The following is a 20,178-nucleotide window of genomic DNA, read 5'->3' on the forward strand; positions in this document are numbered from 1 at the left end:
TCCTAAAATTTAATTAGTGTAGATCCCCAAGTAAGACCAGCACCGAATGCAGTTAGAAGTACATAATCTCCGCTTTTTATAGTTCCTGATTCAAATGCTTCTGTAAATGCTATTCCTACACTTGCAGCAGATGTGTTGCCGTATTTTTGTATATTAACATAGAACTTATCATCGCCTAATCCCAAATTTTTAGCAACAGCATTCATTATTCTTGTATTAGCCTGATGAGTTATTATCAATGATAAATCTTTTAATTCTAAATCAGCATTTTTTACAGTTTTATTTATAGTATCATCAAATGTTTTTACAGCCTTTTTAAATACTTCAGTTCCTGCCATTTGTATGGTATTGGTTTTATTTTCAACATTTTCTTCAGTAATAGGTGAAACGCTGCCACCTCCTTTAACTATAAGTATTTCATCATTTGATTCAGCACCTATATCAGTAGATATAATCCCTTTATTAGTATCTTCCGCCTCTAATAAAGCAGCACTTACTCCATCTCCGAAAAGTATTGCTGTTCCTCTGTCATCCCAATTAAGTATATCAGAGCATTTCTCAGCAGCAACAATTAAAACCTTTTTACATTCTCCGCTTTCTATTAATGAAGCAGCTGTGTTCAATGCATATATATATCCTGAACATGCAGCCGATATATCGAATGCAAGACATGAATTTTTTATATTAAATGCCTTTTGAATAAGTCCTGCCGTAGAAGGAAAAGTATATGATTTAGTTGAAGTAGCTACAATTATTGCATCAGCATCCTCTATAACAGCTCCCTTTTCTTTTAAATTCTCTACAGATTTTATTGCCATATCACCAGAACTCTCATTTTTGTCAGCAATTCTTCTCTCCTCAATACCAGTTCTGCTGACTATCCAGTCATTATTTGTATCCAATGTTTTCTCTAAGTCATAATTAGTAAGTACGTTTTTAGGTAAATACGATGATAAATATTTTATATTAGCCTTCATATTTTTTCACTCTCATTCATTTATTTTATTGCATTAATGTCAAAAGATAACAATTATATCATTTTATGTCAATAGTATTTTTTGTTATAGTTAATTCTTATCTTTTACTAAATAAATCATAGGTACGCTTATTACAGTAACAGCATATTTTACAACAAAATTAAATATAAATATTCCAACCAAAGCATCAAAAGGCAAAGCACCCCAGAATGCTATAAGTACAAAAACCAAATTATCCACAGGTATGCTGAATGCATTGCTTATTAATACCCTAAGCCATTGGTATTTTTTTGTAATTTTTGTAACAAATAGATGGTATATTTCTGTATCAACAAGTTCTGATAAAGTGGAACCTAATATAGAAGCTATTGATATTCTAAGTACGGGGCTTAATGTTGCTTTAAAAGCCTCATTAAATTCCCAGCTTGCATCTGCAGGTATTTGAGAAACTATATAGAAATATATAGGTGAGAAAATATTTATGATAGCAGAAATTATTATAAGTTTTTGAGTGTTTTTTTTACCTATTGTTTTATGGGCCATATCTCTTATTGTAAAAGCTAATGGGTATAAAAATGTTCCTCCGTCTACAGCCAAAGTTAATACATTTGCTATTTTTACACTGGCTATATTTGATATCATTTGACAAGCTATATATGAACAAATTACCAATATAGTTATAAATGATATTTTGTATTCTTCGTTTTCCATAATTTCAATCCGTAATTTTTTGTATTAAGAAGCTATATAATATACTAAAAAGTGATTTTAGTCTATTATTTTTTACCCTTTATCTATATTTTTTAACTTTCAATTAAATATGATTATGATATACTTAAAAATATAGCATTATATTATCTTTTGGGGGATTAAATATGAAATCATACAATGTATTATTTATAATAGTATTTAATTTAATAATATGTATTCATCAGGCATATTCTCAGAATAATAATGAGGCAGATGAAATATTGAAGATGATAAATGAAGAGAGAAAAAAAGCAGGACTTACAGAATATAAAACAGAGAATAGTCTTCAAAATGCTGCTAATCAAAGGGTTAGAGAAATAGCAAATGGAGTTGGTAAATCTACGGCATTGAAAGATAATAATATACAATTTTCTTCATATTCTGAGAACTCTATAATAGCTAATATGAATGTTAATGATATATTTAATCAGGTATTGAAAAATAATAGAAGTCTTATATTAAGCAAAACTTTCACGCATGCGGCTGTTGGTGTTTATGAAAATAATGGAAAAAAATACTGGGTGATGATGTATGTTGCATCAAGAAATAATGATATAACAAGAGAAAAATTAGATATAGATAAGGAGAGAAAAAGGGTTACAGAGCTTGCTAATATTGCTAGAAAAGATAATAGAGTTTCTTCTTCGCTTATACTTGATTCAAAATTGAGCGAGGCTGCACAGAAAAGGGCTGAAGAACTTATAAAATTATTCTCTCATACAAGACCTAATAATACTTCTTTCATAACAGTTTTAAAAGATTATAAAGTTGAATACACTACCGCTGGAGAAAATATTGCTAATGGACAGGCAGATGCAGATGATGTAATGAAATCTTGGCTTAATTCCCCAGGTCATAGGGCAAATATATTAAACGGCAAATTTGGAAAAATAGGTGTAGGAGTATTTGAATATAATAATACTTTGTATTGGGTTCAGATATTTACAAATTAAAAGGCTCGCTATTATATCATAACAGCAAGCCTAAAACAATCATAATTACAGATCAGGATGTAAATGGTTTATAAGTTTAAGCAATTCAGCTCTCCATTTTTTTCTATCCCATCCGATGTATTCTATTGCATCAACCTCTCTAGACTTAGATATATCACCATTTGGGGATATCAATATTTTATCACCTTTTATATCCAATCTGAAGTTATTATAATTTATATCTTTATAATATAAAAAATCTTCAGTATGACAATTATTTTTATCACCATTTCTATAATGGACAAAATATCCGTCATGAAAAAATAGCAGTCCAGTTAGTATTATCCCAAGTAAGATAATCTAAACAATATGATGCTGTTTTTATTTCTTTATGTTCTATTCCAGAAAATAAAAACCATTGATTGTTATTCATAATGATACTCCTTTATTTTGAGTTTATAGTGTTTATTATATTTTATATATCTATAAAATAAACAATATATAATTCATTTTCTTTTCATTAAAGTAAATTTTTTAATTTAATAAAAAAGGCTTACTAAATAGAATAGTAAGCCTTTTATTCATTGTCTATTTATATTATTGATTAGGAACTCCTACCGTTCCTATATACTGCATTATCTGAACTCTTCTGCTTTCAACATCCTTATCTAAATTGGATATAACCTCATTAGTTGAAGCTAAAGGCGACATTCTTTTTTTGAAGTCATTATATACATTTAATGCTTCTATAATTTTATTCTGCTCTATATATATATGACCTATAGCATATAGTGCAAAAGCTCCATCCTGTGTTAAGTCATTGGTATATTTTGAATAAGTATATACAGCTTCATCATACATTTTATTATTAAGATAAATATTAGCCAAATCAAATTCAAGCCCTGTTCTTTCTTCTTTTGTAAGATCAGGCATTCTTAAAGTTTCATTCAATGTATTAATGGAGTTTGCTGTATCTCCTATATTAGCATAAAGTATGGATATATCTTTATTAACACCTATTAAATGATCTCTGCTTCTTGCTCTTTTTTTGGCTTCAAGTTTAGCCCATAAAGTTTCTTCTATATCCTGTCTGTTTTGATATATATAATTGGCATAAGAAGAATAGCTTTCAAAAGAATCTTCTTTCATAGCCTGCTCTTTAAGATTATCTGCCTGCTGTCTTGTAGTTTGAAGCTGAGCATCTATTCTAGCCATAAATTGTTTTATCTGCTGATAGGTTTGATTCTGTTCTCTTGCAGCATCTCCCATATCTTTTCCTCTATGGAAAGTTTTTTCTGCTCTGACAAGTACATCTTTAGCTTTATTCAAATATACTGCCTCTTTCTCATAAGGAGTATCTTTTGAACGTGCTAAATATTCATAAGAAGCAGCTAAATTGAAGTATGCAGGATAAATAAGTTTTTCTAATTTGATAAGCTCTTCAAACATCAAAGCAGCTCTTTCATAATCATTATCCATAATAGCCTGATTGCCCACAGCAAAATAAACATTGGACATATCAAAGCCTATTGTAAGCATTCTCTCTTCTTCTTCTCTTTTTAAGTTTTTAAACTCTTCTATTTTTTGATTAGCTTCCGCTCTGGTTATTCCATTTTTGGCAGTATCTCCGTTTCCTATAAAGCCTAATAATTTTTGGTACATTTTTATTTTTCTATTGTACATATCTATTTTGGCAAGGGAATAAGAACTTACAAATATTTCTCTTGTAAGAAAATCATAATGAGAAATCTCTTCAGCAGTTCCCTGCATAGTGTAGCTGTTCCAGTAATCTTCTTCTGTTTTAAATTGAGGGAAAGGAAGTTCATACATTTTCACAAATGTTATCTCTTCATTACCATTATAAATATTCTTTCTTTCAACAGAAATTAATCCCTCATCTAGTAAAGCATTTAAATCAGCGGCAACTTTTTCATTCTCATAATCCCTTTTTAAATGTTCAAATGCTATATTTTTATAATCATTAACTGTAAGAACTTTAAAGAACTCTAATTCATCAACTAAAGCATATTTTATAGGCTGTACTTTAAATACTAATCCGTAAGCCTTAAAGTAATAATCTCCTAATCTGTAAAGTCCGTCACGCCTCCAAGCCATATAATAAGGTCTGCCAGAATCTATAAAATCTTTATCAACAGCATCGCTTATATCTCCAAGCCATCTGCCGTCAGTTTTCATAAGGTTTCCATATATCCTTTCAAATACATTACCCTTTTGGTCATATATTTTTAAATCTGGTCTTCTTCTTTCAACCATAGTGTAATATACAAGTCCGAATACTTGGTTATCGCCTCCCTCTGTAGCAAATATTGCATTATCAGGAAGAGAGTTCATCATATTGTATGAATAGTCATGGTTGCTGTAATCTTTTGAGTTATTATTACGGCTTAGATTCATAACAAATATAGGTATCATTATCGCAAATATTGCTATAAGCGATATTGCATGATAAGGCTTTAATTTAGTATCGGCACTCTCTTCTTTAGCAGGCTTCAATACATTTTTTATATTAGTATTAAAGTATTCCATATACCACTGAATACCGAATCCAACTATCACAATCATATATAAAGTAGCAGGCAAGAAAAATACTTCTACAAATGATAAAGTTCTTACACTTGGAGGAGGATTAGTATATGCCATGAGCGATACGGCAAAACTTAAAAGTCCGAATACTGAGAATATACCTATAAATTTATTTTTCTTAAATATTTGAAATAATCCAGGTATTAAGAATAAAAGTCCCAAAGCTGTTAATTGAGTTTTGAATATATTTATTAATGCACTAACCTGTTCTGGATGAAGTATGAATGCAGCTGCAACATCATTTCCAGAAGCTCCATACTGCTTTCTATGTATCATACTAAATAAGTAGCTTAAATTCTCCCATCCTGAAGGTTCATTTAATTGTCCCCAGTTTAGAGGAGGCAAAGCTCTTGCTCTTATAGGCATGTAGGCATATATCATAACGCCAACTGCAAGCATTAAAAGCATTTTATAATAAACTATTGATATTCCTGTTATAAAGTCATTGTCATTATTAAATTTATCTATTTTGCATAAGAAGTATCTATAAACTAAACACCAAACTACAACTAAGAATAAAGGCCAGAATACTAAAAACATTCCTTTATAAAGAGTAGGGTATGTAGGAGCTTTTAAATTCACAAGCATATCAGGTCTTAAATAAGAACCATTTGCAAGAGCTGTAAATATGTCGCTTAATATATCCATATCAGCGAAAGGCTTAAATATTATAGAAAATATTGAATCATTAGAAGCTACTCCAGGAGGGAAGTATAAATAAGCTTCATAATTCATAATAAATCTGTAATAACCAAATCCTCCTATAAATAAGAGTACTAAAAATACAAATATTGATATAAAAGAAGTTTCTATATTATTGATATATCTGTCTTTATGCACCAAAAATAATACTATAGCTATAAACAAAAGCGGAGCAAAAGCGAAAGGCAAAGTTACATGGTGATTAGCAAGTGCTACTCCGTAAAGGAATCCGAAAGCCATTAGATGTTTGCTTCCGTAATATGGAACATCATCATCTGCATGCTTCCATACATTTTCAAGCCAATAAACTAATATTAAAAGCATAGAGGCTATTTGAAGTATATTTAAGCTGTAAACCTCAGCCATTGTAGCCTGAGCCCACATATTATCAGATATAGCAAAGGCAACACTTGAAAGTAAAGCTGGTATATGAACTATTGGAGAAAATCCTCTTTCTATCCTGTTTTGCCCTAATACTTTTACCATAATAAGATAGAAGAAAATCATTGCAAATGCGGCACAAGTACCAGAAAACAAATTTGTTCTCCAAGCTATATTTCCTATAGGTATATAAGTAAATAATTTGGACATTAATGTATAGAAAGGATATCCAGGGGCATGACCTACACCCAAAAAGTAAGCGGCAGTTGTAAGCTCTCCGTTATCTCCTGCAGAAAGCGAAGGAGTAAGTGTAAACAAATACAAAAAGAATGTGAAAAGAAAAGAAACAGCGGCAAATACAGCATCTATTTTTGAAAGATGATATGGTTTTATTTCATATCTTTTAAAAATAGGCTCTTGATTATCTTTTTTAGAAAACAGTTTGGAGATTATATTTCCTCTGCTTTCGTTTCTGCTATTTGCTTTTTCCTTCTTATTAACTTTTGTATTGCTTTTTTTATTACTTTGCAGATTATTAATATATTCTTCTATTAACTCTCTGTCTTTTTCCAGCTTTTTTGCAAGCTCATCAATGCTTTTATTTTTATAATTAGCTTTGATATACTCTTTTTCCAGATGAGAAAGTTTTGCCATTAATTATTTCCTCTTATTATTTTATTATATATTTAATAGTTTTCGATTGTTGTATTTTGGATATATGCGGCAATGAAGTTATTTTGTACTTTTTCCCGCCGCAAAAAGTACCAAAAAGTGCAAATACTTATTATCTATTAGTTTATATAACTTTACATAATAATATAATTTTTTAAATAATTCAACTACAGAAATTACTATTATATAATAAAATCGCTTATTATTCAAGAATGTAAAACTTATTTTGTATTGAAATAAAATAAGTTTTAAATTATAGTATAATTATATTGATAAGGCATATTTTGGAAATAAAATGAAATTTGTAAAACAAAATAAATTAACTATTATACTAATATTCATTATAATTTCTTACATATTTTATAATGATTTGATAAAAAATAATAATAAAAACTTAGAAAACAATATTCATAAATTAAACTATATAGAAAATAACTATATTATAGAAAATAATTATAATACAGACTCTGATATTAAGTATCAAAACATAAGAAGATACAGAGATGTTGATCTTGACCTTGAAGAAGATAGAGTATTTATTATGTTTATAGGTTCTCTGATCATAGGTTTTTTACTTAGTCTTATATTATTATCAAAAAATAAATTTTCTAAAAAAGAATTAATTACTGCCAAAATAATACTCATTTTATCTGTTATAATTACAGGGATAATTATTTTTATAAATTATGAGAATATAAAAAACATATTAGAGTATTTATCTTTACCTATAGGTTTTATAATAGGCTTTGTATTGGGAAGATTATTATTTAAATAAAAATAATATATTTGTTTAAATTTTATTCTAATTCCCCGCCCTTTAAGAATTGTTAATCTCTTTTTCTATCAAACTTTATTTAGATTTAAAAGTTTATATTAAGTTTTTAGCACCCGCCCAAGATTTATTTAGAATTAAAAAATTTACTAACCGCACGATTAACTGATTTAAAAAAATAGTAAAATTAGAATTATTAAAATACTTTATTTTAAGGCTTCATTTACCGTGCGTTAATATTATTTTATTAATACACTATCTAGGTACTAACAAATAACTTGAAATAAAAATCAATTTATGATAAAAATGTATTATTTGCTTAAGCATTTTTTTAAAGAGGTTTATATGAAGATTAGTATATTAGCGGTTGTATTAATTATTATTTCTTTTATATTCTATACTGAAATGACAAAACATAATTATAATGTATATAATGTGAATGTAATAGAAGAAATTGAAGAAAACATTATTTATAATGGTAACTATATAGTAAGTGATAATGATATTATTTTAGAAAATGGTTATGATTTTAATAATAGTATAGAAATTAAAGAAATTCGCCGCAGCTACCTCAGATGGAGAGATAGAGAGCATCCTAATGTAGATTTTGAAGAGGATTCAAAAGATTTATATGTGAGATTAATAATAATATTTACGATTGGATGTGCTATTATAGGTGTTTTAATGGAGATACTATTTTTTAAAAACACCTCTTATAAATTTTATATTATTCTACTTGCAGTAATTCTTGTAATAAGTTCGGTTATTATTTATAAAATACATGAAAACTTGGCTATATTTAATATGGATGGAAGTACAGAAAGCATATTAGAATTATCAGCTTTCTTTTGCGGCGGTATAATATCATTTATAGGATTATTAATTAGTAAATACCTTAGATCTAAAGATAATAAAAAAAATAATTAATAATCATAATAAATTAATGCTTGTATAACTGATGCAGAAAATCTTGTGAGATTCATTTTTGTGTGTGCATAAAAAATTATAAAATATAGAAGTTAATAAAATTTATTAGCTATACAAAATTAAGAAATTATATTTTCTCCTTATATCTATTTTGATTTTCTCTTTTCAATTCTTTTAATTATATAAATAATTACAATTGTAAATAAGATGAAAATTAATCCTATAATTATATACTCTTTTAATGTAATATCCCCGAATAAAACCGAAGCAAAAAGATTGTTATATCCTAATAATAAGTCAGCAATATTTTTTTTAGCAGATAAAGTTGATTTTAAATCATTAGTATAATTATTTGTAATGTTTTGATTGTTCATAGCTGTATCATTTATAGTTTTAGGGGCATTAAAAAATGATGCATATAAAAGTATAAGAAAAAATACAAAAGCAGCAATTAATGTCTTTTTTATATTATCTTCATTTAAATTGAATAATGCCGTTATAACACCAATGGCTATAAATATATATTCATAAGTATTTTCAATGTATTTTATTATAAAAAATCCTGATACTCCAAAAAATGCTATTAGTTTGGGCAAGTTCTCTATGATAATAAAAGAAATGTCATCTAAACCTTCAGAAAAGGAAGTAGAAGAATTAAATAAGCAGTTACAAAATAAAAAAGAAAAAGGAATTGATTTTAAAGTACCTGAAAATTTTAAAGAAGATATAGAAGCCGTTTCTAATAATCCTTATTTTATAGAGATGGCATTTGAATTAGATGAAGATACTTTAGATGATATAAAAGACAGAGATTTATCAAAAGAAGAAATAAGGCAGTATGTTTATGACAATATATTTAAATATTTTAATGATGACGGTTTTATAGCATTATCTGCAGTAGGTGATTTTGTATTGATAAGAAGACTTAGAGAATCAATAGCAAGTCTGGAAAGAGATGAGGGATACTGTCCTAATCTGGCATTATGGCTTTTTGATATTTCAAAGGCAGAAAGACCAAATATTAATAGTGTAAAAATAGATAAATGGCTAAATAAATCAATAGAAAATAACAGAGAACAAAATATTGCTGTAAGAAAAATGCTTGCCGCTAAAGATGTTTGTCTTATACAGGGACCTCCGGGTACAGGAAAAACTACAGTTATAGCTGAGGCAATATATCAATTTGCTTTAAGAGGGGAGAGAGTATTAATAGCTTCTCAGACAAACTTAGCGGTTGATAATGCATTAGAAAGACTAGCAAAAGAGCCTATTATAAGGGCTATAAGACTTAATGCTCAAAAAAGCACAGATGATATAGCTCACATGACTGAAAACAAAGTATTAAGTTTTTTCTTTAAAAATATATCTGACAAATTAAAAAATGAATACTTAAATAAATGGGAAGCAAGCGAGAAACTTGTAAATAATTTGGATTTATATTTAAGAGATATTAATCAGTATACTTCAAGAATAGAACAGCATAAAAAGCAATTAACTAATTTGAATGAAGAAAAGGATAGACTGAATAATCAGATAAATGATATTAATGAGAAGATTAATAATGTAAAAAATAAAAATAATGATTTAAACAGAATAAAACATCAAATTAATCTTTTTAATAAATTTATAAAAGAAAATAATGATACAGACTTTGTACTTCCTAAAGATTATATTAACTTAATATTAAATAATATAAATGATAAACTTTATTCTTTAGAGAATATAAAAATAGATTCTATTAATATTAATGATAATATGTCAGAAGATATACTTACAAAAGGCGTAAAAGAAATATATAAAAATATTAATTATTTTTATGAATTAAAAGAAAATATAGCATCTTCCAGCGGTATTGAAAAATCTCCTGAAAGTATACTTTTAGAAAGACAAATGAATGAGATAAAAGATAAAATGAATGATGCTGATATATCTGATGATGATTATGATAAACTTTCAAAAGAGTTTAGGAAAATTAAAAAAGAGATATCTCAATTAAAAAACAATAGTTTTGAATTGAAAGAAACATATAAAGCATTATTAGATGAAAGTATAATAAAAGAATATAATGATACTAAAAATACTAATATTATAAAAGAATATATAGATAAAAATGTTTCAAAAATAGAGAAAATAAAAAATGTATTTAATAATATAGAAGAATATTCCAATAATTATAAAGATTCATTAAAAGCAGAAGACGTAAAAGAAATTGAGAATCAATTAAAAACAGCACAGGGAAGAATAAAGACAATAGATAAAGAAGAGGAAAATTTAAGAAACAGCTTAAATGAAGACTATAAAAGAATAAGAAATATAAAAAGAGAAACTAATATTGCTGAAGATACTCCCAATAATGAAATATATAATTTGTTATCCTCAAAAAGAGATGAAGCTAAAAATATTTTAGAAAATCAAAAAGAGTTTAGAGATAAATTTGGTTCTTTTATAAAAGATTTTAATGAAAGATTAGAACATGTAGATATTAATTATGAAAATGAATATTTTAAAGATACATATATAAACTCATGTAATGTAGTAGGTATGTCATGCACAGAAAATATAAAAACATTAGAAGATAAAGGCTTTAATGCATTTGATGTTGTTATAATAGATGAGGTAAGTAAAGCTACACCGCCTGAATTGTTAATGCCTATGCTTAGGGCAAAAAAAGTAATACTTGTAGGCGACCATAGACAGCTTCCTCCTCTTTTCGGAGAATATGAAAAATCGTATAAAGAGATTATTGACACTATAGAAGATACTGATGAAAACAGACAAGTAAAAAGCATTCTTACAGAAGAAAATTTTAATAAATATGAGAATATGGTAACCTCTTCAATATTTAAAACTTATTTTGAGCAGGCTCCTCAAGAAATAAAGCATTCATTATTAACACAGTTTAGAATGCATAGCGATATTATGGAAATAATAAACAGATTCTATGAAAACAGATTGAATGCTGGTATTCCTAAAGATAAAGAAGGTACAGCTAAAGATCATCAATTAGAAATAAAAAGAACAAACGGACTTTCATTTATTAAAAGAGATAGGCATGCATATTGGATAGATTCTTCCGAAATAAAATTATCTCAAAATCAAAGAAAGCCTATATATGAATCAACAACTCAGACAAGCACCTCTATTCATAATGTACTTGAAGCATATATAGTGATAGAGTTATTAAAGCAAATAGCTTCAGAATATAAAAAATTGAATTTAGAAGAAAAAGTTCAGGTTGGTGTTATAAGTTTATATCAGCTTCAGGTTAATAAAATAAGAGCTATGTTAAAAAATGAAAGAAGGAAATTTGATTTTTCTGCTATAAATATAGATATTAATACTGTTGACAGATTTCAGGGTAAAGAAAAAGAAATAGTAATAGTAAGTTTAGTAAGAAATCCGCAAACTGGAAAATCAAAATCTAAACATATTACTGCTTTTGAAAGGGTAAATGTTGCTTTTTCAAGGGCACAGAATGCTTTAATAGTAGTAGGGGCAAAAAATATGTATGAAAAATTAGATGTTGAACTTCCTAATATGAATAGAAAAGGAATAACAAAAAGAAAAGTATATAAAGAAATCCTTGAATATTTAAACATAAATGCCTGCATTTTTGAAAGCGATACTGTAATAGATTATAAAAGAGCAAATACAATATTAAATGAATATAACAGCAGTTCTAAAAGATAGATAATAAATATAGAGGAAATAATTTATGGAAATATCATCAATATCTTTTTCTAAGCCTTATATTAAATATGATTCTATTGTATACCATTTTACATCAAGAAAATCTATTGCTATAGAATGGGTTATATTAGAATTAATAAACAGATATAGTAATGATAATGAATATGGCTCTATATCTATTAAAACAATACTCGAGAATATGCTTTTTATACCTGATACAGATTCTTTGGTACTGCCTTCTATTATAGAATTAATTAATTTAAGAGCTTTAGAAAGCGATTTTTATATAAACGAAAATACATCTTTAAGCAGTATTTCTTTATCTCAAATAAGGCTTACAGATTCAGGAAAAGAACTTCAGGCAAAAGGATTAATACCGGGAAAAGAAGCAGAGGACATTGTTTCTTTTATTTATGATATAAGTGAAAATATATTTGAATTATATGATGATAAACTTAAATTTGATAATTCTCCAAAAGGTATAAAATTGGTAGAATATGACGATGATGACGAAGAAGATGACGATGATGATGATGAATATATATTTGATTTTAATAAAGCTAAATCAATATTAGAAGAATTAAAAAATAAAAATAAATTCTCTTGGCTTCAGCCTACATCAGAAATAAGGGATATTGATAGAGGCGATATTCAGGTTCTTTGGAGAAATTTTAATGACAGAATAAATTTACTTGAAGACGGCAAAATAGAATTAAAAGATAAAAAAAATGATGATGATTTTAATAAATTACTAATAGAAAATATAGATAGTGTAGAAACATTACAAAACAATTATGATGATGATTTAGACTTATATGATTTTAATTACAATAATTTCTCTAAAATACTTAATATATATGAAACTTCAAAAATTGATGAAAAATTAAAAAATATATTAGGCAGTAAAGATTTTGTTATAGTAAATAAAAAACTTTATCAAGATGAAATAAAAATAAGTTCTAATCTTTTATTGGTATTCGGAAGCGATGATTTTTCTATAGATATAAAAGATAAAAAAATGACTTTATATATTGAAGATGATATGATATTAAAAAATTGTATAGCATTAAACAAAGATAAAACTAATGTATGTATATCAAATTTCAGAGTTCATAATGATTTCGGAGATGGTGTTATTAGTTTAGGATATTCTATTTCTCATCAAATTGATTTTAATGAAATTGTTTCAGAGTTAATAAATAAATACCAGATAAAAGATGCAAGGATATTATTGATATCTTTAATTATAGGAGGAATTGAAGCATTCAGAAATAATGTTTTGTATTTGTTTAATATAATAGAAAACTTTGATGATGCTTTAAACTTTATATCAGATATTATTAATAATGCTAAAGCGTTAAAATTAGATGATAATCAGGCTAAAAATATTCTTAATCATATACTTTCAAACAATAAAAAAGTTAATGATACAAAAACTATAAACTTATTAATAGCGTATTTGATGCCTATAGTTAATAGTAAAACACTTGATAATAATTCAATTTCAAAATTATATTTAAGTATTATTAAAAGAAATAATATAAAGTCTTTAGATTATAATGATTTAAATACTTTATTTGATTATCTAAAACATATAAAGGCAGAAATTAAAGATATTGACAGTGTATCTAAAAACTTATATCAGAATGCATTTATTGATATGATGAAAAAATATATGTCTGATACTAAATACAGATTTGAAGAGTTTTCATCTATAGAAAAATCTATTAATAGTTTTGCTAATAATATAAAAAGTATAGAAGAAAGTTTAAAATTAAAAATAGGAGATATTTATAATAATATATCAGCTTCATCTTTAAGTCCTAAAATAATAGAATACTATAAAACCTCTAAAGATAAGGATAAAATACTCAATAATTTAAATAATATAGATAAAATATTAAAAGATATATCATCAAAACTTGAAATTACAGAAGAAGACTTTAAAAATAATGGTATAATAAATGCAGCATTGGAGAGTATAAAGTCAGCAGTTTATAAACTTAATGATAAATCAATAAATAATTTTACTAAAGTTTATGCTGTTGATACTAATGTTCTTTTGAATGAACCTAAAATATTTGATTATATAGATAGTAAAACTCTTTTAATAATACCAATTACAGTTATAGAAGAATTAGATAAATTAAAAGAGAAGTCAGATGAAGATATGAAATTTAAAGCTAGAGAAGCTATAAGAAATATAGAAGCTAATAATAATAAAGCAAATATAAGAAAAGAAGATTATGACAACAGCATACTTCCAGAAGGTTTTGATAAAAATAAAAATGATAATAAAATATTAGCCGCTGCAATGAAGTTTTTAGCTAAAGATGTTGTTCTTATAACAGATGATAATAATTTAAAAGTTAAAGCTGATTCTCAGAGTATAAAATATATTTCTTTAGAAGATTTTAAAAATAATAATTTGAATAAGAAAGATTCAAATCAAAAAGATAGTAATAATAATAAAAAATAATATTAGGGGGTATTGTTATGAGCCATAATGATCAATACTATTATGAACTAGAAAGAAGAAGACAAGAGCAAATAGCAAGAGAGAATGCTAAAAGAGATGTAATGAATGCTATTGCAAGACATAGACAGTCTGTACAAAATATTATTAATGAAGGACTTAATAAATATGTATCCTTACAAAATATAAACATAGAAATTCAAAATATAGAAAGAATTGTTAGTTCAAATCCTTTTTCAGCAAGAGATTTAAGTTACAGAGTAGAATCTGATATAAATTATTTAAGAAATGAGGCATTAATCAGAAAAAGAGAAGAAGAAAGAATAATAAAAGAGCAAAAAAATAAAAATAAACAAGCTGTTTTGGATTATTTCAATAAAACTATAATGAGTATAGATGATATTATTTTAATTGATTTTGCCAGAGATAAATTTGATAATTTAAGAAATGAATTATTAAATGATGAAGGCGTTACAGACAGTGAGATGAATGTTTATAGTAAAAAAATAGAAAGCAGAGTAAAAAATATTATAGATGAAGCTAATGCAAATGCAGGCGAATGGAGAGCAAAAAAAGAAAAAGAGAGAGAAAAAAGAGTATTGCAGACAAAAATAGAAGATATTGAAGATAATCTAAAAAAAGAAAATATTGAAAACAAAGAGAATATTGAAAAGAGAGAGAAATTATTAAAACAGATAGAAGCAGCCAAAGCGTCTTTAAATAATGATAATGTTTCAGAAAATATTGAGAGCATAGTAAAAGATGTTGAAATAATAGATAAAGAAACAGAGGACATACGAATAACAGAAGAAGTAAGAAAAGATGTTGTAAAATCTATAATAAAATCATTAAAAGGAAATGAGTTTGAAGTTTCAGCACCAGAACTCATAAAAGATGATAATGGAGGAATAGTAAAAATCATAGCTAAAAAACCTTCTGGAAAAAGAGCCGTTTGTAAAGTAGGACTTAATGGAAAATTAGAATATATTTTTGATAATTATGAAGGTTTAACATGCGTTAAAGATATAGATAAATTTAATAAAGATTTGGAAGAAATTTACTCTATAAAATTGTCCGATAGAAAAGTATTATGGGAAAACCCTGATAAAATATCTAAAGGTGCTTTGGATATTAATAATACAGATAAAAGAACATTATAAGGAGCTTTATTTATGGAAGAGAGAAAAATGGATTTATGGATTGAAAGATTTATAAGAGATTCTAAATTAAAAGGCTCTGTTATTTTAAGCGGAAATTCTTCTGATATAATAAGAAACAGAAAAACTGGAAAGTATGAATATATTTCAAATTATATTATTAAACTCTTAAATGAAGAGAGTAAATTTAATAATGTTATAAAATGGGATAGAGTTGACGGCATTGATTATGATGTTTCAAAAATATCTAATTTGACATTTGCAGAAGAGAAAACAAATCAAGCACCAAGCAATGCTTATGATTTGGGCGATGATGATGAGATGGCAGATAATCAAAACAACAATCAAGGACCTAAATATAAAGATATAGATGAGTTTTTTAATTATGTACTTCAGCAGATAAAATCAAAAGCAAATAATAAAATTTGTTTTATTATAGATTATTCTGATTATATATTCGGCTCTAATGCTTCTTTAAGTGAAAATGAAAGGAATTGGCTTGCCATAATAGGAAAGGCTTTAAGAGAATCTATGAATTATGATATGTTTGATAATGATTTTAAAGAACAAAAAAGATGCATAATCATAATTACAAATAAACTTTCAGCAATACCTTCATCATACTATTTAAATAATCCTGATGTAAGTTGTATCAATATACCTTCTCCAGCAAGACCAGAAAGGGAAAGTTTTATATTAAATAATGAAAGTTTAATAAATTTAGATCCGCCTTTAGATGAGAACAGAAGAAATGATTTTATAGATTCTTTGGAAGGATTTAAATTAAAAGATATAGCTCAGATAATGAAGCTTTCAATGCAGACAGAGCCTAAACTCAGTGCTGATAAAATAATTAATCTATATAAATACGGTGAGAAAAAAAGTCCTTGGGAGGATTTAAGTAAAAATAAATTAGCTAATATAGAAAAAACTTTAGCTTTAAGAGTAAAAGGTCAGGATGAGGCTATAGAAAAAGTAAAAGATGTAATAATAAGAGCATTTACAGGTTTTTCTGGAATACAGCATTCAGCAAAGCAAAAAAAGCCTAAAGGAGTATTATTTTTTGTAGGTCCTACAGGAGTTGGTAAAACAGAACTTGCAAAATCTTTGGCTGAGTTTTTATTTGGTGATGAAACAGCATGTATAAGATTTGATATGTCAGAGTTTAATCATGAACACAGCGATCAAAGACTTGTAGGGGCTCCTCCTGGATATGTAGGCTATGAGGAAGGAGGTCAGCTTACTAATGCTATAAAAGAAAAGCCTTTCTGCGTACTTTTATTTGATGAAATAGAGAAAGCACATGGAAGAATACTTGATAAGTTTTTACAAATACTTGAAGATGGAAGATTAACTGACGGTAAAGGAGAAACAGTATCTTTTTCAGAATCGGTTATAATATTTACTTCAAATATAGGAGCTAGTCAAATAGATTACAGTACTGATAAAAAACAAGTGTATCAGCAGTTTTTAGAGCATGTAAAAAAACATTTTGTTGAAGAATTAAAAAGACCAGAACTTCTAAATAGGGTTGGAGATAATATAGTGCCTTTTAACTTTATAGATGGTGCTGATTTCCTTAATAATATAGCAAGAGGCAAATTTAAGTCTATAGAAACATTTATTAAAGAAAAATACAAAGCTGAAATAAAGTTTGAAAATGATGAGAGTTCATATTTGGCAATATCTAATTCTGTTGATATAAAAAACGGCGGACGAGGAGTTTTAAATGTGCTTGAAAGTAAAATCGTAAATCCGCTTTCTAATTTTGTATTTGAAAATATAGATTCTCTTCAGGGAAGGACTATAAAAATAATTCAGCTTAATCCTAAAAGAGCAGATTTTGAATTTGAATTAGAATAATATGTTATTAAATATTAATAGTATAAGAGAATGTACAGAATCTGAAGGTATAGGTAAAAGATTTGCATTATGGACACAAGGCTGCATGAAAAGATGCAGAAATTGCTGTAATACTCATATGCAGCCTATTATAAAAAAACATATAGTAAATTGCGATGATATTATAGAGCAGATACAATGCAGTAAAGAAAAGTATAATATAGAAGGCATTACTTTGCTTGGAGGAGAGCCTATACTTCAGTCTAAAGGGCTTGCTTATATATCTAAATGGTGCAAAGAAAATAATTTATCTGTAATACTCTTCAGCGGATATACTTTAGAAGAAATTAAAACAGGTAATTTTGAAGGTGCTATGGAATTATTAAATTATACTGATGTATTAATAGACGGAGAATATATTGATGAGCTTTATGATGAGGATAGGGGCTTTATAGGTTCATCTAATCAGAAAATATATTTCTTTAGTAATACATACAGCCAAAAAGACTTTGATAATTATAATGGATATATTTCTGTTGAATTTATTATAGATAATAATACCATAAAAATAAACGGCTGGCCTACAAATTAAATTTGCAAAAAAAATTATTTATACTAAAATAATTCCTATAATATGATAAAAAAGAGAGAAGGAAACAATTAATGGTTTATGATATATTTACAAATAAATTGTCCATAGGCTTAATATCCTATATGGTATTTATAATATCTGCAAGTACTCATGAATACTCGCATGCAAGAACAGCATATATGCTTGGCGATGAAACAGCATTTAATCTTGGAAGGCTTACTCTTAATCCTTTTGCTCATATTGATATATTAGGAAGTGTAGTACTGCCTTTAATAGCTGCTGTTACAGGAATACCTGTTATAGGATGGATGAAAGCTGTGCCAGTAAATCCGTATAATTTTAAGAATTATGAGAGAGATCAGGCATTGGTTTCATTTGCAGGACCTTTTGCTAATCTTATAATAGCATCTATATCTTTCATAATAATGAAAATACTTACAATGCCTATAGACGGTACTTTTGTTGTATATAAAATATTAATGACATTAGAGTCTTATAATAATGCTTTTTCAAATTTTGCTGTTAATGGACTTCCTATAATTTTAACAATGCTTTTTATGTTTTATATGATTAATATAATGCTTATGTTTTTTAATCTTCTTCCATTTCCTCCTCTTGACGGCGGATGGATACTTAGATTCTTTTTATCAGACAAAGGCAAAAGTACTTATGATAAAATATATCCTTATGGATTTTTAATACTTTATGCTTTGCTGTTTTTTGGAATATTAAGAACGGTATTAGGATTTATACAAAATATGTCCCAGTATTTATTGGGTAAATCTATAAATGTAATATTTTCTATTTGACGAATTTACCCTGCCACCAATCCCATTTAGGTGAATAGAACATATATTCTATGGCAAAATTAAATGTTGATGTATTAGGTACATATCCCTGTCCCCATACAACTTTATGATATGATACCGTCATATATAAAAAGTCTGATATTGTTGCTTTAAATTTTACAAAAGGTTCTAAATAAGTCATATTATTATCTTTTGTATATGGAAATACATAGGTAACACCTGTGTATAATGTTATAAATGGGGATGTTATTATCTCTATTGCACCTACTATCTCTCCTATATTAAATATATCTTCAAGCAGATTATCTCTTGTATCAAATGTATATGCAAATAGAAAATTTACAGGTATAACTTTAGGTATTCCAGCTATCATTATAGTTCCGTATATATTCAGAGGGTCTTTCACATCCTGATATAAAAAGTTATTTTTTCTAAATGTATATCCTACTCCAAACTTAGCACCTATAGATAAGTACCAATCCAAAAGAGTTGCTTTTACTGAGGCATTGATAGCATCAAATCCAAAGCTGTCATTCATATTTGTGGCACTTGTTAAATCATTTCTTGAATCCTGTCTTTGATATATAAAACTTGTTGAAACACCTAATTCTATAAATTTTATTGGTCTGAATTTGAAATACGGCATAAATGTGAAATATATATCTCTTCTGCTTATATTCTGATTGTATGGATCTAATGTATAAAGCTGTCCGTTAAACCAAGAATTGTATTCGCTGAATATTCCGCCTAATCCTACAGAAAACATTTTATTTTTTTCTATAAGCGGAGATATATCAAAATAATAATCATTTCTTTGTGCAAATGAAATTTGAGAAAAACATAAAAGTATCAAGAAAGATAAATATATAATTAAAAATCTATTTTTCATAAAAAA

15 protein-coding genes are annotated in these 20,178 nt (G+C 26.7%); 9 read left to right on the plus strand and 6 right to left on the minus strand.

What is annotated here, in order from left to right; genetic code table 11:
- Positions 1–2: 2 nt before the first annotated feature.
- Complete coding sequence (locus Q0J69_RS02480; protein ID WP_297204030.1) at positions 3–977, minus strand: beta-ketoacyl-ACP synthase III; 975 nt, start codon at positions 975–977, stop codon at positions 3–5.
- A 90-nt stretch (positions 978–1,067) separates the two neighbouring features.
- Positions 1,068–1,688: a queuosine precursor transporter gene (locus Q0J69_RS02485; protein ID WP_297204033.1), complete on the minus strand. Its 621-nt coding sequence runs from the start codon at positions 1,686–1,688 to the stop codon at positions 1,068–1,070.
- Positions 1,689–1,852: 164 nt separating this feature from the next.
- On the opposite strand from Q0J69_RS02485, the gene Q0J69_RS02490 reads away from it, so the two are divergent.
- Positions 1,853–2,680, plus strand: coding sequence for a CAP domain-containing protein (locus Q0J69_RS02490; RefSeq protein WP_297204035.1), 828 nt, complete (start codon positions 1,853–1,855; stop codon positions 2,678–2,680).
- Positions 2,681–2,725: 45 nt separating this feature from the next.
- Here Q0J69_RS02490 and Q0J69_RS02495 read toward each other — a convergent pair whose 3' ends face one another.
- Together Q0J69_RS02495 and Q0J69_RS02500 are read right to left on the minus strand one after the other, a co-directional pair.
- Positions 2,726–2,854, minus strand: a complete 129-nt coding sequence (locus Q0J69_RS02495) for a hypothetical protein (RefSeq protein ID WP_297204038.1) — start codon at positions 2,852–2,854, stop codon at positions 2,726–2,728.
- Between the two features lie 402 nt (positions 2,855–3,256).
- Positions 3,257–7,000, minus strand: coding sequence for a DUF2723 domain-containing protein (locus Q0J69_RS02500; protein WP_297204040.1), 3,744 nt, complete (start codon positions 6,998–7,000; stop codon positions 3,257–3,259).
- A gap of 313 nt (positions 7,001–7,313) precedes the next feature.
- On the opposite strand from Q0J69_RS02500, the gene Q0J69_RS02505 reads away from it, so the two are divergent.
- Both Q0J69_RS02505 and Q0J69_RS02510 read left to right on the plus strand, forming a co-directional pair.
- Positions 7,314–7,793, plus strand: coding sequence for a hypothetical protein (locus Q0J69_RS02505; RefSeq protein ID WP_297204042.1), 480 nt, complete (start codon positions 7,314–7,316; stop codon positions 7,791–7,793).
- Between the two features lie 342 nt (positions 7,794–8,135).
- Entirely contained in the window at positions 8,136–8,717 is a 582-nt protein-coding gene (locus Q0J69_RS02510; protein ID WP_297204045.1) for a hypothetical protein, read from the plus strand.
- A 146-nt stretch (positions 8,718–8,863) separates the two neighbouring features.
- On the opposite strand, the gene Q0J69_RS02515 is transcribed toward Q0J69_RS02510, so the two are convergent.
- Complete coding sequence (locus Q0J69_RS02515) at positions 8,864–9,313, minus strand: hypothetical protein (RefSeq protein ID WP_297204048.1); 450 nt, start codon at positions 9,311–9,313, stop codon at positions 8,864–8,866.
- Positions 9,314–9,320: 7 nt separating this feature from the next.
- On the opposite strand from Q0J69_RS02515, the gene Q0J69_RS02520 reads away from it, so the two are divergent.
- The 6 genes from Q0J69_RS02520 to Q0J69_RS02545 all read left to right on the plus strand — a co-directional run bounded on the left by Q0J69_RS02520 (position 9,321) and on the right by Q0J69_RS02545 (position 19,283).
- Positions 9,321–12,407, plus strand: coding sequence for an AAA domain-containing protein (locus tag Q0J69_RS02520; protein ID WP_297204050.1), 3,087 nt, complete (start codon positions 9,321–9,323; stop codon positions 12,405–12,407).
- A gap of 25 nt (positions 12,408–12,432) precedes the next feature.
- On the plus strand, positions 12,433–14,886 hold the full coding sequence (locus Q0J69_RS02525; protein WP_297204052.1) for a PIN domain-containing protein: 2,454 nt from the start codon (positions 12,433–12,435) through the stop codon (positions 14,884–14,886).
- Positions 14,887–14,903: 17 nt separating this feature from the next.
- Positions 14,904–16,043: a hypothetical protein gene (locus Q0J69_RS02530; RefSeq protein ID WP_297204054.1), complete on the plus strand. Its 1,140-nt coding sequence runs from the start codon at positions 14,904–14,906 to the stop codon at positions 16,041–16,043.
- A 12-nt stretch (positions 16,044–16,055) separates the two neighbouring features.
- Positions 16,056–17,903: an AAA family ATPase gene (locus Q0J69_RS02535; protein ID WP_297204056.1), complete on the plus strand. Its 1,848-nt coding sequence runs from the start codon at positions 16,056–16,058 to the stop codon at positions 17,901–17,903.
- 1 nt (position 17,904) lies between these two features.
- Positions 17,905–18,474: a 4Fe-4S single cluster domain-containing protein gene (locus Q0J69_RS02540; protein ID WP_297204059.1), complete on the plus strand. Its 570-nt coding sequence runs from the start codon at positions 17,905–17,907 to the stop codon at positions 18,472–18,474.
- Positions 18,475–18,545: 71 nt separating this feature from the next.
- Positions 18,546–19,283: a site-2 protease family protein gene (locus tag Q0J69_RS02545; protein WP_297204060.1), complete on the plus strand. Its 738-nt coding sequence runs from the start codon at positions 18,546–18,548 to the stop codon at positions 19,281–19,283.
- On the opposite strand, the gene Q0J69_RS02550 is transcribed toward Q0J69_RS02545, so the two are convergent.
- On the minus strand, positions 19,276–20,172 hold the full coding sequence (locus Q0J69_RS02550) for a hypothetical protein (protein ID WP_297204062.1): 897 nt from the start codon (positions 20,170–20,172) through the stop codon (positions 19,276–19,278). The genes Q0J69_RS02545 and Q0J69_RS02550 overlap by 8 nt on opposite strands.
- Positions 20,173–20,178: the final 6 nt, after the last annotated feature.

This window comes from uncultured Brachyspira sp., from assembly GCF_944388875.1.
Taxonomy (GTDB): domain Bacteria; phylum Spirochaetota; class Brachyspiria; order Brachyspirales; family Brachyspiraceae; genus Brachyspira.

Coding starts and splice junctions, on each gene's coding strand:
- Q0J69_RS02530 (WP_297204054.1), top strand. CDS start 14,904: ATGAGCCATAATGATCAATACTATTATGAACTAGAAAGAAGAAGACAA.
- Q0J69_RS02525 (WP_297204052.1), top strand. CDS start 12,433: ATGGAAATATCATCAATATCTTTTTCTAAGCCTTATATTAAATATGAT.
- Q0J69_RS02540 (WP_297204059.1), top strand. CDS start 17,905: ATGTTATTAAATATTAATAGTATAAGAGAATGTACAGAATCTGAAGGT.
- Q0J69_RS02545 (WP_297204060.1), top strand. CDS start 18,546: ATGGTTTATGATATATTTACAAATAAATTGTCCATAGGCTTAATATCC.
- Q0J69_RS02535 (WP_297204056.1), top strand. CDS start 16,056: ATGGAAGAGAGAAAAATGGATTTATGGATTGAAAGATTTATAAGAGAT.
- Q0J69_RS02490 (WP_297204035.1), top strand. CDS start 1,853: ATGAAATCATACAATGTATTATTTATAATAGTATTTAATTTAATAATA.
- Q0J69_RS02500 (WP_297204040.1), bottom strand. CDS start 7,000: ATGGCAAAACTTTCTCATCTGGAAAAAGAGTATATCAAAGCTAATTAT.
- Q0J69_RS02550 (WP_297204062.1), bottom strand. CDS start 20,172: ATGAAAAATAGATTTTTAATTATATATTTATCTTTCTTGATACTTTTA.
- Q0J69_RS02485 (WP_297204033.1), bottom strand. CDS start 1,688: ATGGAAAACGAAGAATACAAAATATCATTTATAACTATATTGGTAATT.
- Q0J69_RS02520 (WP_297204050.1), top strand. CDS start 9,321: ATGATAATAAAAGAAATGTCATCTAAACCTTCAGAAAAGGAAGTAGAA.
- Q0J69_RS02505 (WP_297204042.1), top strand. CDS start 7,314: ATGAAATTTGTAAAACAAAATAAATTAACTATTATACTAATATTCATT.
- Q0J69_RS02480 (WP_297204030.1), bottom strand. CDS start 977: ATGAAGGCTAATATAAAATATTTATCATCGTATTTACCTAAAAACGTA.
- Q0J69_RS02510 (WP_297204045.1), top strand. CDS start 8,136: ATGAAGATTAGTATATTAGCGGTTGTATTAATTATTATTTCTTTTATA.